The 13,939-nt window shown below is 68.3% G+C and carries 8 protein-coding genes; 3 read left to right on the forward strand and 5 right to left on the reverse strand.

Annotated elements, in window-relative coordinates; genetic code table 11:
- Positions 1-52 precede the first annotated feature (52 nt).
- Positions 53-2,095: a multicopper oxidase family protein gene (locus ASD78_RS08430; RefSeq protein WP_082575504.1), complete on the forward strand. Its 2,043-nt coding sequence runs from the start codon at positions 53-55 to the stop codon at positions 2,093-2,095.
- A 196-nt stretch (positions 2,096-2,291) separates the two neighbouring features.
- Here ASD78_RS08430 and ASD78_RS08435 read toward each other — a convergent pair whose 3' ends face one another.
- The 3 genes from ASD78_RS08435 to groES all read right to left on the reverse strand — a co-directional run bounded on the left by ASD78_RS08435 (position 2,292) and on the right by groES (position 6,405).
- Positions 2,292-4,211: an alpha/beta hydrolase gene (locus tag ASD78_RS08435; protein ID WP_162250150.1), complete on the reverse strand. Its 1,920-nt coding sequence runs from the start codon at positions 4,209-4,211 to the stop codon at positions 2,292-2,294.
- Positions 4,212-4,368: 157 nt separating this feature from the next.
- Positions 4,369-6,009 carry a chaperonin GroEL gene (groL, locus tag ASD78_RS08440; protein WP_055904172.1) on the reverse strand — a complete coding sequence of 547 codons (1,641 nt, stop codon included), beginning with the start codon at positions 6,007-6,009 and terminating at the stop codon, positions 4,369-4,371.
- Between the two features lie 108 nt (positions 6,010-6,117).
- Complete coding sequence (gene groES, locus ASD78_RS08445; protein WP_055904175.1) at positions 6,118-6,405, reverse strand: co-chaperone GroES; 288 nt, start codon at positions 6,403-6,405, stop codon at positions 6,118-6,120.
- Between the two features lie 1,119 nt (positions 6,406-7,524).
- Between groES and ASD78_RS08450 the strand changes: the two genes are divergently transcribed.
- On the forward strand, positions 7,525-7,941 hold the full coding sequence (locus ASD78_RS08450; RefSeq protein WP_082559725.1) for a helix-turn-helix domain-containing protein: 417 nt from the start codon (positions 7,525-7,527) through the stop codon (positions 7,939-7,941).
- 85 nt (positions 7,942-8,026) lie between these two features.
- Positions 8,027-9,799, forward strand: a complete 1,773-nt coding sequence (locus tag ASD78_RS08455) for an endonuclease (RefSeq protein ID WP_056100235.1) — start codon at positions 8,027-8,029, stop codon at positions 9,797-9,799.
- A 498-nt stretch (positions 9,800-10,297) separates the two neighbouring features.
- On the opposite strand, the gene ASD78_RS08460 is transcribed toward ASD78_RS08455, so the two are convergent.
- Both ASD78_RS08460 and ASD78_RS08465 read right to left on the reverse strand, forming a co-directional pair.
- Positions 10,298-12,409 (reverse strand): WG repeat-containing protein, encoded by a 2,112-nt coding sequence (locus ASD78_RS08460; protein WP_156087668.1) that lies wholly within the window; start codon positions 12,407-12,409, stop codon positions 10,298-10,300.
- Entirely contained in the window at positions 12,409-13,584 is a 1,176-nt protein-coding gene (locus ASD78_RS08465; protein WP_156087669.1) for a hypothetical protein, read from the reverse strand. Before ASD78_RS08465 ends, ASD78_RS08460 begins: the two co-directional genes overlap by 1 nt.
- Positions 13,585-13,939: the final 355 nt, after the last annotated feature.

Genomic DNA, 13,939 nt, shown 5'->3' on the forward strand with positions numbered 1-13,939 from the left:
GCCGGCTATATGCTCGGATGGCATACCCACTCCGCCATCAGGAGCAATAAGCATGGAACGCACCTCCCTGGACACGACTCCGGGTTCTCATCGCGCGCCGGCGCCGCGCCCGCTCTCGACAGGCACGCTCCCGACAGGCACGCTCGCCGCCGCCATCCTCCCCTTGCTCTGTCTGCTCGCATCACCGCTGATGGCGCAGGACGCCGAGCCGCGCGACCTCGACCAGCCGGTGCAGGCGCGCATGCTGCGTTCGGCCGACGCCGGCAAGCCGCTGCTGAGCCTGACGGCGCAGGGCGCGCGGCCGCTGGACACCCACGAGGCCCGGCTCGACCTGCGCATCGCCTACACCCGCTCGAAGATCTGGAACCCGGAGAGCCAGCGCTACGACGAGGTCAACCTGCGCTCGTACCACAGCCCGGGCACCGACCCGGACGTGCCGTTCGTGGCCCCGACCATCGTGACCTCGCCCGGCGAGACCGTGCGCATCCGGCTGGACAACGACCTGCCCGAGCAGCCCGACTGCAAGCCCAAGAACATCAACGTGCCGCACTGCTTCAACTCCACCAACCTGCATTCGCACGGGCTGTGGGTCAGCCCCACCGGCAACAGCGACAACGTGCTGCTGACCCTGCGCCCGGGCGTGACCTTCGAGTACGAATACAACCTGCCGGCCGATCATCCCGCCGGCACCTACTGGTATCACCCGCACCTGCACGGCTCGACCGCGCTGCAGGTGTCCAGCGGCATGGCCGGCGCCTTGCTGGTGCGCGGCAACCGCCTGCCGGCGGCCGGGCGCACCGGCGACCTGGACACCCTGCTGCGCGATCCCGACGGCACTGCCCTGCCCGAGCGCCTGCTGTTGTTCCAGCAGGTCGCCTACGCCTGCCGCGACAAGGCCACCGGCAAGATCAAGGTGCGCAAGAACGACGCCGGCCAGACCGTGGCCTGGGTTTGCGACGAGGGCGATCTGGGCGAGATCGAGGGCTACGACCAGTTCGGCTTCGAGCCCGGCGCCACGATCGACACCTGGGTCCAGTCCGGCCGCCACACCAGCATCAACGGCGACGTGCTGCCGACCTTCACCGGCCTGGTCGCCGGCCGCATCGAACGCTGGCGCCTGCTGCACGCGGGCGTGCGCGACACCATCAACCTGCAGCTGCGGGAGCTGCGCCCCAACCACGCCAGCATGGAAGGCCTGTCCGGCGCCGCGCTCGACAACTGGGTGGCGCGCAACTGTACCGGCCCGGTGGTGACGCAGTTCGAAGTGGCCGCCGACGGCCTGAGCCACGCGCGCGCGATCGCGAAGGCCGAGAACGTGCTGCAGCCGGGCTATCGCAGCGACGCGCTCGTGGTCTTCCCCAAGGCCGGCCAGTACTGCGTGATCGACGCCGCCGCGCCGGCCAGCGCCAGCATCACCAATGCCGCCGAGGATCGGCAGCTGCTGGGCGTGGCCACCGTGGCCGCGGGCAGCGGCGCGCCGATCGCGCAGCTGCAGCCCTACGTCACCGATCGCCTGATCGCGGCCGCCGAAACCCAGATGCCGGCCGACCAGCGCGCCGGCATCGTCGCCGCACTGCGCGACGGCCTGCGCCTGGACGCGTTCGTGCCGCATCCGGACATCGCCGACGGCGAACTCACCGGCAAGCAGACGCTGGAGTTCGACATCGACACCGACCAGATCCCGAACGTCTACAAGGTCGACGGCCACCCCTACGACCCCAGCCAACCGCGCGATCTGGTGCTGGGCGACATCGAGGAATGGGAGCTGACCTCGGCCCGCGGCGGCCACCCCTTCCACATCCACGTCAATCCGTTCCAGGTCTCGCGCATCCTCGACCCGCAAGGCAAGGACGTCAGCGTCAGCGGCGAGAAGAACGATCCGCAGTACGCCGACACCAAGGGCGTGTGGAAAGACACCTTGTTCGTGAAGAAGGGCTACCGCGTGTTCGTGCGCACCCGCTACCAGCGCTACATCGGCGAATACGTCCTGCACTGCCACATCCTCGAACACGAGGACCAGGGCATGATGCAGAACGTGCGCGTGCTGGTGCCCGACGGCAAGGGCGGCGGGATCGACAGCAGCCGGCATCATTGAGGCCAGACGTCGTAGGGTGCGGTGGTAGCCGCACCGGCGTTGGATCTCGATGCAYGGCGACRATGCGGTTCGCCTTCGGCTCACCACATCCTACGAGCTACGGGCGCTTGGTGTTGAAGCGCAGGCCGTAGGGTGCGGTGGTAACCGCACCGGCGCGCGGGCTCGATGCAYGGCGACRATGCGGTTCGCCTTCGGCTCACCRCATCCTACGGGCGGCTAAGGCTTGCGCGCGCTCGTCCTCGCGCAGGATCCGGCGCAGCTCGATGATCGCCTGCGGCGTCTCCTGCACGCTGTGGCCGGAGGCGATCGCCACCTCCGAGACCGCGCCGTCCAGGTGCGCGCTCGCATACGGCACGTAGCCGTCGCTGGACTGCGCCAGCGGCACGCTCGGGTCCTTGCGTCCGACGATGGTGTGGAAGGGCAGGCCCGGCTCCATGGTCAGTCCCTGGGTCACGTGCATGAACCAGGACGCCGGACTCAGATCGTCGGGACCGGTCGGCGGGCGCCCCTTGCGAAAGCCGACCTTCTGCAAGGCCTGCTCGTCGACATCGGCGCGGCGCGCGAGTTCGGCGGTTTCGCGCAGCACCTCGAACGGCAAACCGATCAGCTTGCGCACCACGCGCAGGGCCCAGCCGTCGGCGACACCGGCGCCGCGGTGCGGCGAGGCCATGAACACCACGCGTCCGACCTGCGGCATCGGCGCGAACACGGTCAGGCCGCGCACCAGCGGCTCCTGGCGCAAGCGCGCGACCTGCTCGGGCGAGAACGACTCCAGCGTGGCGTCGAGCACGCGTTCGCCGCTGTCGCTGACCAGCAGGCGCGCGATCACCCCGCCCATGCTGTGTCCGACCAATACGGCGTCGCGGCTGGCGGCGTCGTCGCCTTCCGGATCGTAGTGGCGGAAGGTGGACTGCAGCGCCGCATCGATCGATTGCCGGCTCGCGAGCAACCCCAGGTTGGTCGGATAGAACACCTGCCAGACCTGGTAGTGGTCGCGCAGTTCGTCGTCGCCGAGCAGTTCGTTGGCCAGGTTGACCCAGGCTTCCGGACTGCTCGCCAGGCCGTGGACCAGGATGATCACGCGCTTGTCGGGATCGTAAGGCTGGTTGAGGTAGACGCGCGGCCGGAACGAGGTGCTCTGGCGTGGCCTGAGCAGGCTTTCCAGGCTCAGCTTGGCCAGCTCCGAACGCGCCAGCCACACGCCGTAGGCGGCGGAGAAATTCGCCGCCAGCGGCACGGTGCGGCCGGCGATGGTTTCGCTGTCGATCCGATACGGGTTGTAGGCGTCCAGTCGCAGTTCGCGGCTGGTCAGCACCGCGTCCAGATCGTCGCCGGGGAAGCGCGCCGTCACCGTCACCGGCAGGTAGCGGGTGTCGCGGTAGGCGACCTGGGCCCGCTCGGGATCGCGCTGCGCACGCGGGAACACCGCGACCAGGCTGGTGCCGAAGCCATCGCGCCGATACACCGCGCGCAGGTTGTCGAAGCCCAGCGTGTCGGAAGCCAGCAGTTCGTCGGGCTGCTGGCCGAGCAGGCTGGCCTCGAAACCGTGCAGCGCGACCGTGGTCTGGAACTCGCCGACCCGCACCGGTGAACTGCCGACGCCGCCCTGGGCGCGGCTACTTTCGAACGTGGCCTGGGACAGCAGCTCGACCGCGCGGTTGTAGATCGCCAGCACGCGCTGCTGGCGCGATTCGAACACGCGCTGCTCGGGCGTGCGCGGGGTCAGGAACAGGTAGGCATAGGACAGCCTGGCGGCCTCGGTCGCCAGGCGCGTGCGCAGCGGCGATCCGACGGGCTGCGCCTCCTTGTCCGATTGCAGGCGCGCCAGCTGCAGTTCCGCCGATGCGGCCAGCCAGGCCTCGACCGGCGCGGCGCCGCGCATCTGGGCGACGCAGGGATCGGGCTCGCGCGTGCAGGCGCCCTGTTCCAGGCCGGCCGCGGCCAGCGTGGTGGCGGCGTCGGCGCTGAGTTTGCCGCTGCTGAGGACGTCGGAGCGGCGCGCGATCGCGGCGTCGCCGACGGCGTGCTGCTTGACCGAGACCACCGCGCAACCGCTGAGCAGCAGCCACGACAGGGCCAGCACGATCGTCTGGGAGTACCGCCGGCTGGAACGCATCCCGCCTCCGTTGCTGAATCCGGCGGCCATTGTCCGCTGTTGCAGCGCATCCGCAAATCGGGCGAACCGGCGCGAGTCCGCCGACGCGCATCGGCCCGCACCCAAAAGAAAGGCCCGCACGAGGCGGGCCTTTCCGGATGACGCAGATGGGGCTGGATCAGAAATCCATGCCGCCCATGCCGCCCATGCCACCACCGCCCGGCATCGACGGCTCGTCCTTCTTCGGCAGCTCGGCGACCATCGCTTCGGTCGTGATCATCAGACCGGCGATCGACGCGGCGTTCTGCAGCGCGGTACGGGTGACCTTGGTCGGGTCCAGGATGCCGAACTCGAGCATGTCGCCGTACTCGCCGTTGGCGGCGTTGTAACCGAACGCGCCCTTGCCTTCCTGGACCTTGTTCAGGATGACCGACGGCTCTTCGCCGGCGTTGGTGACGATTTCGCGCAGCGGAGCTTCCATCGCGCGCAGGGCGATCTGGATGCCGTGGTTCTGGTCTTCGTTGGCGCCCTTCAGGCCCGCGATCGCGGCCTTGGCGCGCAGCAGCGCGACGCCGCCGCCCGGGACGATGCCTTCTTCCACGGCAGCGCGGGTGGCGTGCAGCGCGTCTTCGACGCGAGCCTTCTTTTCCTTCATCTCGATCTCGGTCGAAGCGCCGACCTTGATCACCGCCACGCCGCCGGCCAGCTTGGCCACGCGCTCCTGCAGCTTCTCGCGGTCGTAGTCCGAAGAGGTCTCTTCGATCTGCGCCTTGATCTGCTTGATGCGGGCCTGGATGGCGTCGGCATCGCCGGCGCCGTCGATGATGGTGGTGTTCTCCTTGGAGACCTGCACCTTCTTCGCGCGGCCCAGATCCTTGATCGTGGCCTTCTCGAGCTGCAGGCCGACTTCCTCGGAGATCACGGTGCCGCCGGTCAGCACGGCCATGTCTTCCAGCATCGCCTTGCGACGGTCGCCGAAGCCCGGAGCCTTGACGGCGCAGACCTTGACGATGCCGCGGATGGTGTTGACGACCAGCGTGGCCAGGGCCTCGCCCTCGACTTCCTCGGCGACGATCAGCAGCGGCTTACCGGCCTTGGCGACGCCTTCCAGCACCGGCAGCAGGTCGCGCACGTTGGAGATCTTCTTGTCGTACAGCAGCACGAACGGGTCGTCCAGCTCGGCCGACATCGACTGCTGGTTGTTGATGAAGTACGGCGACAGGTAGCCGCGGTCGAACTGCATGCCCTCGACCACGTCGAGCTCGTTCTCCAGGCCCGAACCGTCTTCGACGGTGATCACGCCTTCCTTGCCGACCTTGTCCATCGCCTGGGCGATCAGGTCGCCGATGTCGGCGTCGGAGTTGGCCGAGATCGCGCCGACCTGGGCGATTTCCTTGCTCGTCGACGACGGCTTGGAGATCTTCTTCAGCTCTTCGACTGCGCCGATCACGGCCTTGTCGATGCCGCGCTTGAGGTCCATCGGGTTCATGCCGGCGGCGACCGCCTTCATGCCCTCGCGGATCAGCGCCTGGGCCAGCACGGTCGCGGTGGTGGTGCCGTCGCCGGCGTTGTCGGAGGTCTTGGAAGCGACTTCCTTGACCATCTGCGCGCCCATGTTCTCGAACTTGTCGGCGAGCTCGATCTCCTTGGCGACGGACACGCCGTCCTTGGTGATCGTCGGGGCGCCGAAGCTCTTCTCGAGCACGACGTTACGGCCCTTCGGGCCGAGGGTGGCCTTGACGGCATTGGCGAGCACGTTGACGCCGCGCACCATCTTGGCGCGTGCGTCCTCACCGAAACGAATTTCCTTGGCAGCCATGTTGCTAACTCCGGATGCGAATTGAGTAAGGGGTTCGAAAACTTCGGACTGCGGTGCGGGTCGGGGCGTCGGCGCAGGCGCTACGACGGCTCGGTTCCCGCAGCCGGATCAGCCGAGGATCGCGAAGATGTCGTCTTCTTTGACGACGAGGTAATCGGTGCCGTCGAGCTTCACTTCGGTGCCGCTGTACTTGCCGAACAGCACCTTGTCGCCGGTCTTGACCTTGGGAGCGCGCACGCTGCCGTTGTCCAGCGCCTTGCCTTCGCCGACGGCGACGACTTCGCCCTTGATCGGCTTCTCGGTGGCCGAATCCGGAATCACGATTCCGCCGGCGGACATCTTTTCTTCTTCCATGCGCTTGATGACCACGCGGTCGTAGAGCGGTTTGATATTCATTGGCAACCTCTAAGTGGTTGAATGGGTGGGGAAAGATCGCGAATTTTAGCAGTCACCCCGGCAGAGTGCCAATGCCGGGGGCAAAAAACGCCCGGCGAACCGGGATAGCCACGAGATGGGGCGGCGGCGGGGCTTTTCAAGCGGGGGGCGATACGGCGGGTCGGGTCGGCAGGGTCGAGGCGATGTGATCCGCTGGGTCGGGTCGGGTCGGGTCGGGTCGGGTCGGGTCGGGTCGGGTCGGGTCGGGTCGGGTCGGGTCAGGTCGGGTCCTGGTCCGAGGGATGAGGGCAAGCCAGGCCGGGCCGGGGACCGAACCGCGAGCCGCATGCGGCGATCGCATGCGGTCGGACGGGCCAGATCCGCGCCGGCTCCGATCTGGCCCCTGTGGGAGCGGCGTAAGCCGCGATCGCACCGCCCCATGAAGCAGCGTGCTCGCGACTCAGGTCGCTCCACCCCGAAGCCGGCGCCGAATGCAGCGTCCAGGGAGGGTTGCTTGATATCTGGAACTCGATCGCGGCTTACGCCGTTCCCACAGGAAGCCGGTCCCCTTGGGGCGGGCGCTCTCTATGCGCTTACTCCGTCGGCCGATGGCCCACCCATTGCGGGCACGGCACGATCCGCGAGGGCTTCATATATTAAAGAAGCGACGCCATCGCGGCTCACGCCGCCGCCACATAAGGCATGCGCAAATCGACGCTCCGCTCGCGCGACATGCGACGGTTGCGTCGCGAGCGATGCAGGCGTTGCGTTTGCATCGCCCAAAAAGAAAGAGCGCGTCCCGTGGAACGCGCTCTTTGGTGCGGAGACGGCCGTCCTCAGCATGGCGCGATCCTGCGCCCCTTCCCCCGAACCGACCTCGTGTCGTGTGCCCACATCCGTGTTGGCGTGGATGGATCTTGTGCACTCCCCGCGTCATTTTCTAGGTGTCCGGTCGCAAAATCTGCCGACTCCTGGTGGCACCGTAAAAGGGCGAATGCCGTCACCATTGACTTCCAACCACCTATCAGGCTCAACTTGCTACCGAAAGCGTACAAGGTCTCCTCTCTATTGGTCGCCTAGTGACTTTTGGTAGCAAATGGCTATTTTGTAGGCAAAAACCCTCGAAAAGGAGCTTCACACATGACGCCACAGCAAAGGATACGACTGGCGCGACGCCATGCCGGCATGTCGCAGGCGGCACTGGGTTCGGCGGTCGGCGTGCAACGCAGCGCGGTCGGCCACTGGGAAAGTGCGCAGGGCAAGTTTCCCAGCGTCGCGCATTTGCGCGAGGTCGCGCTGATCACCGGCGTGCAGTTCGAATGGCTGGCGACCGGGCGCGGCAAAATGAATTTGTCGGCCGATACCGAGATGGATTCGGTGGCCGCGGCCGAGGCCCTGCTGATCGAAGACCCGTTGGAACTGCGCCTGATCGTGGCCTTCCGCGATACCCCGACCAAGTCCAAGGCGCCGCTGGTGGAAATCGCCGAACAACTGGCGGAACTGCGCACGGGGCGGCCGCGCGCCAGCCTGACCAAGGGCACCCGCGTGGTGCTGTGAACCCGGTCGCCTGCTGCGCTGCGGCAGGCGATGTCACAAAGGCCGACTAGACTGCGGCGACCACCTGGGGAAAGGGAGTCGCCCGATGCCGTTGTCCTTACGTCGTTCCCGTACGAGCTTGTCCTGCCTGCTGCTCGCCGCCGCGCTGCCCACCGCCGCACCGGCCGCCGTCTTCATCAACGAATTCCATTACGACGACGCCACCTCCAGCGGCGACGTCGGCGAGAAGATCGAGGTCGTCGCCACCGCCGGCGAAACCCTCAGCAACTACCGCATCTACCTCTACAACGGCGCCACGCCGTCGGCCGCCACCAGCTACGACAACGACCTGCTGCCCGCCGGCAGCACGGTCGCCTGCGGCGGCAGCGTGAGCATCGCGGTGCTCAGCTACCCGACCAACGGCATCCAGAACGGCAGCAACGACGGCTTCGCCCTGGTCGACGGCAGCGGCAACGTGGTCCAGTTCCTCAGCTACGAGGGCGCGATCACCGCCTCCAACGGCCCGGCCGCGGGCCTGACCAGCAGCAACCTGCCGGTATCGGAAAGCGGTTCGACCGCCGCCGGCACTTCGCTGCGCCTGTCCGGCAGCGGCAGCACCTACGCGAACTTCGCCTGGCAGGCGTCGGCCGCGCAGAGCTTCGGCGCCTGCAACGCCGGCCAGACTTTCTCGACGCCGAACCCGGCGCCGACCGTGACCTCGACCACGCCGGCCAACGGCAGCAACAGCTTCCCGGCCGCCGGCGACCTCGCGGTGAGCTTCAGCGAAGCGGTGACCCTGGGCAGCGGCGCCCTGACCCTGCAGTGCGCGCAGTCCGGCACGGTCGCGCTGACCTACCCGTCCAGCGGCACCAGCTTCACCGCTTCCACCGGCACCGCGCTGTTCGCCGGCGAGAGCTGCACCTACACCGTGGTCGCATCGCAGGTCACCGACAGCGGCGGCGCGCATCCGGCCCAGAACACCGTGGTCGGCTTCAGCGTGGCCAGCGGCGGTGGCGGCGGCGGTTACTACGCCCACGTCAACACCAGCAGCGCCGGCCAGTTGCGTTGCTCGCTGCACGAAACCATCAAGGGCCACACGGTCTACCCGTACAGCGGCGGCACCACCAACACCTGGAGCATCCTCGAGATCGCCGACGAGGATCCCAACAATTCCGGCCGCATCCTCGACGCCTACCGCAACCGCAGCTACCTCAAGGTCACCGACCGCGCCGGCAGCGGCAGCGGCCTGAAGTACAACCGCGAGCACACCTGGCCGAACTCGCTGGGCTTCGGCAGCGCCACCGGCAACCTCGGCCTGCCGCATGCGCCCTACACCGACACCCACATGCTGTACCTGACCGACGCGACCTGGAACGCCGACCGCGGCAACAAGCCGTACGCGGACTGCACCCTGGCCAGCGGCTGCGGCGAGCGCGTCACCGAAGCCAATGCCGGCTACGGCGGCGGCAGCGGCGTGTACCCGGGCAACTCCAACTGGGTCAAGACGCCGGACGGCAACGCGGGCTCGTTCCAGGTCTGGGGCCACATGAAGGGCAACATGGCCCGCGCGGTGATGTACATGGCGATCCGCTACGAAGGCGACACCCATCCGGTCACCGGCCAGAGCGAGCCGGACCTGGAGCTGACCGACGACCGCAGCAAGATCGTGATCACCTCGTCCTCGCCGGCCTACATGGGCCTGCTGAGCACGCTGCTGGCCTGGCACACGCAGGACCCGCCGGACGCCGCCGAGCAGGCCCGCAACGAAGTGATCTTCAGCTTCCAGGGCAACCGCAATCCCTTCATCGATCATCCGGAGTGGGCCAGCGCCTCGCTGTTCACCTCGACCAAGCCGGCGAGCTGCACGCTGATTCCGTAATCGGCGAAACCGCCCGCGGCTACGACGAACGCCCGCGCAATGCGGGCGTTCGTTTGTCGGGACCTCGCAGAGAGCCGCGTCGATCCGATAGGGCCGCCGATCCGATTCCGGCGACGACGCGCCATGGCGGCGCGCTTCCTAGGGCGATGCGCTTCCTGCGGCGGCGCGCTTCCTGTAGCGACGCGCTTCCTGTGGGAGCGGCGTAAGCCGCGATCGCGCCATTCCGGCTGCGACGCAGATCGGGGCCTGCACCGCTCACACGCGTGGCCCGGCTGGATAGCACGGCCCCGAACCCGTCCCAGCCTCATCTCGTCCTTGCGCACACTCAACGCAGCGCCGGCTTTGGGGTAGGAGCGACGTGAGTCGCGACCACAACACTTCGGATACGGCGCGATCGCGGCTTACGCCGCTCCCACAGGGAAGGAACCATCGCGTCGTCGCATCGTGCGTAGTCCCTCGTCTTACACAGAAATCCAGGAAACAGCGCCACCGCACTGCCTACGGCATCGTCGCATCCGCCGCCGGATCGGTCCGCACCCAGCGCGCCGGCAAACCCTTGGCCGCGCAGTTTCCGCAATCCCAGGCCTGGTCCGGGCCCGCGCTCGCACTCGCGCGAAACTCGAGCTTCGGCGCGACCGGATCCGCACAGGCCTCTTCCGACAACGCCGACTGCGGCAGCAGCAGATCGAAGCCGTCGTCGCGCGGGCAGTAGTATTCGAGGAAATCGAAGTCCGGCCGCTTCTTGTCCACGATCATGTCGAGGTCGATGATCGCCGTATCCTCGTCGAGCAACAGCATCGGCGCGAACCCGCGCGACAAGCGGCCCGACGCCAGCGCCGCTCGCACCTGCCCGGCACTGCGGTAATCGGCGGGCAGGTAGCGGCCGGCGTACGGCATCGCCTGACTGGCGTGCGGCGCCGGTTCCTCGCGCAGGCGGCGCGACAAGGTTTCGTGCAGACGCGCGCTGCGCTGCGGCCCGAGCCCGGACACCAGGGGCAGGTCGCGCTCTTTACGGGTCGGACGCAGGCGCCCCCAGGTGTCCATGCCCTGCAGGTTGTCGTATTCGAACGGCACCACCACGCGCCCCTGCAGATCGAGGGCACCGTACTTGTCGCCGCGCTTGGCGACGACCACCGCGAACTCTTCCCAGGGCAGGCCGAGTTTTCCCCAGCGGAAGTCGTACTCGACGCCCAGGTATTCGTAGTCGCCGGCGAACATCGGCTTGCCGGTGCGCAGGTCGATGATCGCGTAGCGATCGCGTTGCGGGCCATCGCCGTCGTCGTCGCGTTCGCTCAGCATCAGGTACGGCATCGGCAGGCTGGCGTTCGGCGCGGTCTCGCTGTACGTCGGCTCCAGGCGCCAAACGCCCTGACGATCGACCAGGCCGATCTTCTCGCCCTGCCGCACCAGGTACAGGCCGAATTCGGGATAGCGGTAGTAAATCTGCGCGTAGCGCGGCGGCAGGATTTCGCTGCCGTCCGCGGCGAGCACGCCGAAACGGCGCTCGCGGTCTTCGCCGTCGATGCCGACCGCATACTCGTCCGCCTTCGCCGCCGGAATGTCCGCATTCACGCCCCAGGCGTTGCCGATCGCCTCGATCGAGTCGTAACGCGCCGGCACGCGCCATTTTCCGTCGCGATCGACCAAGCCCCAGACGCAGTCGCCGCCCTCGTCTTTCGCGCGCGCGGCGCGGAACAGGCCACCGATGCGATACAGATAGTCGCAGTCGAAACTCGCGAGCGTGCGGCCGCGCTCGTCGGCCAGGATCCAGCGCTGCGACGCCGGAATGCCGATCGCCACCGTACCGTCGTCCTGGACCGCCGGCGCCGCCTCGGGCGCCTCGGCGATCACCCAGCGCGCCAGATCGGCGTGGAACATCGCGGAGGAGAAGCTGCGTCCGCCGAGTATCGGCCGGCCCGCGCCGTCGACGCCATGGCACACCGATCCCTCGCTGTCGCACACGGCGAAATAACCCGTGGCCTTGCTGGCGCCGTCGTTGATGGAGGACACGGGACGTTCGCTCAGCGGCACCACATAGCGGCCCGTACGATCCATCAGGCCCTGCTGACCGGCATCGCCGACCAGCACCGCGCCCGGCGCGTCGGCCACGCCGTCCAGAGTCGGCTTGACCAGCACCTGGCCGCGCGCGTCGGCCAGGCCCCAGCGCCGCGCCTGCTCGAACGAGAACAGGCCGGTGCCCGGCAGGTAACGGAAACCCTTGTAGACCGGCGCCATCAGTTCGCGGCCGCGGCCGTCGATCAGGCCGCCGTCGCCGCCCAGCACCGGGCTGCCGCCGACGCCGACGATCAAGGCATCCAGGGCCGGATCGACCGCTTCGAGATCGTCGTAAGGGCCGGCGATGCGCGCGCCGCGCGCGTCGTACAGCCAGTAGGCGCCATCGCGCCGGGCCAGGAAGCCGCCGTTGCCGAGCGCGGTGAGCAGGCCCGCCGGCGCCAGCACCGTCCCGCCCTTGGCATCGCGCAAACCGTCGCCGCGCCAATTCACCAATTCGTTCTTGACCGTGTAGATCTGCAGCGGCGGCTCCTGCGCCGAAGCGGCGAAGGCCGCCGACGCCAGCGCGACGGCCAGCAGCATGGGACGGATAGGCATCACAGGACTCCGATGGGGCAGGCAGGCACGAAACCGTCGCGATGCGCCAGCCAACGCGCACGCGCGGCCAGCAACAAGGGCGCTCCGCCGACGGGCGGCAAGGCTTCCGGGTCGATCTCGAACAAGGCCGCGGGCGCCTGCGGCTTTCCGCCGTTGCAGCGCGCGGCCGCGGCGGTGCACAGCATCGCCGCAGGGCCCGGCCGCTGCGGCCCGAGCCAGGACGTCCAGGCGTCGCCCCACTGCGACTGCCGCGACAGCGAGTCCAGGGTGTCGAACACCGGCGTGGAGATGCGCTGCAGCAGGCGCTCGCTGCCGGGCGCGTAGTAGGCCTTGGTCACCGGCACGATCAGGCCGTTGCGGCAATCGATCTTGTAGTCGATGCGTACGTCGGCGTCCTCGGGCACGTCCGGCGGACGCCGCGGGTCGTAAGCCACCCGCTGCGAGGCCTCGACGATGCCGGCGCCGCGGTGGCGCAGGCCGGCCAGGTCCCAGGCTTCGGTTTCGTCGCTGGCCGTGGCCCAGCGTTCGCCCTTGAACGCCGCCGCGGGCTGGCCCGCGGGCGCCTGCGACGGCACCGAGTAGCGCGCCAGCTCGGCGTCGTACTGCGCGCGCAGGCGCGCGAACAGGCCGTCGCCATCGGGCGGCGGCGCATCGCCGATCGCGCGGTAATCGTAGCCGTAGCGGCCTTCGTCCTCGATCATCATCGGCCGCGCGTCGTTGCCGATCGCGGGATTCCGGGCGGCCGCGCAGGCGATCCAGATTTCGCTGTTGCCGGGCCAGCGGTGCGAGCGCACGTCCTGCTGGGTCAGCGCGATCTGCTGCAACTGGTCGTCGCGGCTGGTGTCGCGGCGCGCGACCGGGTGGTGGTCGCGATCGAGCAGGGACAGCGCCGTGTCGACGTACAGCCCGGTCTCGCAATCGATCAGACGTTCGAGGTATTCGTACCAGCCGCGCTCGCTCTGCTCGACGCTCCAGCCGGCCCCGGAGGTGCGTGGGTAACGGCTGGCCGATTCCAGCAATCCGTCAGGGCGCTGCTTCAGCACGGCCAGATGGATCGCATGCGCCTGGCTTTCCTCGTCGCCCATGAAGGGCAACCACTGCGGCCGCTCCGCCGCGGATGCGGCACCGGCGAACAGACAAAGCGAAAGCCACCATCGTCCCTGAAGCAATGCCATGCGGAATCCTGTGCTGCGGCGAACATCCTGGCGCAAGGATAACGCGGCGACCGGTCGCTATCGTGTGCAGCTTTGGGGTAGGAGCGACGTGAGTCGCGACCGCGCCGCTTCGGAGACGACGCAATCGCGGCTTACGCCGCTCCTACAGGGGAGGGTTCGTTGGCTGAGCTGAACATCGACTCCATTGCATTACCGGTTCTTTGTAGGGGCGATGCGAGTCGCGGCCGCGATACTTCGGCTGCGGCGCGATCGCGGCTCACGCCGCTCCTACAGGGGAGGGTCCGCCGCGCAGTTGCGGGGCGCGCGGGCCTTTGGCGTTTAACCGTCTTCTGGCGTTTAACCGTCTTCGGCCCAA

The organism is Lysobacter sp. Root667, from assembly GCF_001427715.1.
Classification (GTDB): Bacteria; Pseudomonadota; Gammaproteobacteria; order Xanthomonadales; family Xanthomonadaceae; genus Lysobacter.

Coding starts and splice junctions, on each gene's coding strand:
- ASD78_RS08450 (WP_082559725.1), top strand. CDS start 7,525: ATGACGCCACAGCAAAGGATACGACTGGCGCGACGCCATGCCGGCATG.
- ASD78_RS08460 (WP_156087668.1), bottom strand. CDS start 12,409: ATGCCTATCCGTCCCATGCTGCTGGCCGTCGCGCTGGCGTCGGCGGCC.
- ASD78_RS08430 (WP_082575504.1), top strand. CDS start 53: ATGGAACGCACCTCCCTGGACACGACTCCGGGTTCTCATCGCGCGCCG.
- groL (WP_055904172.1), bottom strand. CDS start 6,009: ATGGCTGCCAAGGAAATTCGTTTCGGTGAGGACGCACGCGCCAAGATG.
- groES (WP_055904175.1), bottom strand. CDS start 6,405: ATGAATATCAAACCGCTCTACGACCGCGTGGTCATCAAGCGCATGGAA.
- ASD78_RS08465 (WP_156087669.1), bottom strand. CDS start 13,584: ATGGCATTGCTTCAGGGACGATGGTGGCTTTCGCTTTGTCTGTTCGCC.
- ASD78_RS08455 (WP_056100235.1), top strand. CDS start 8,027: ATGCCGTTGTCCTTACGTCGTTCCCGTACGAGCTTGTCCTGCCTGCTG.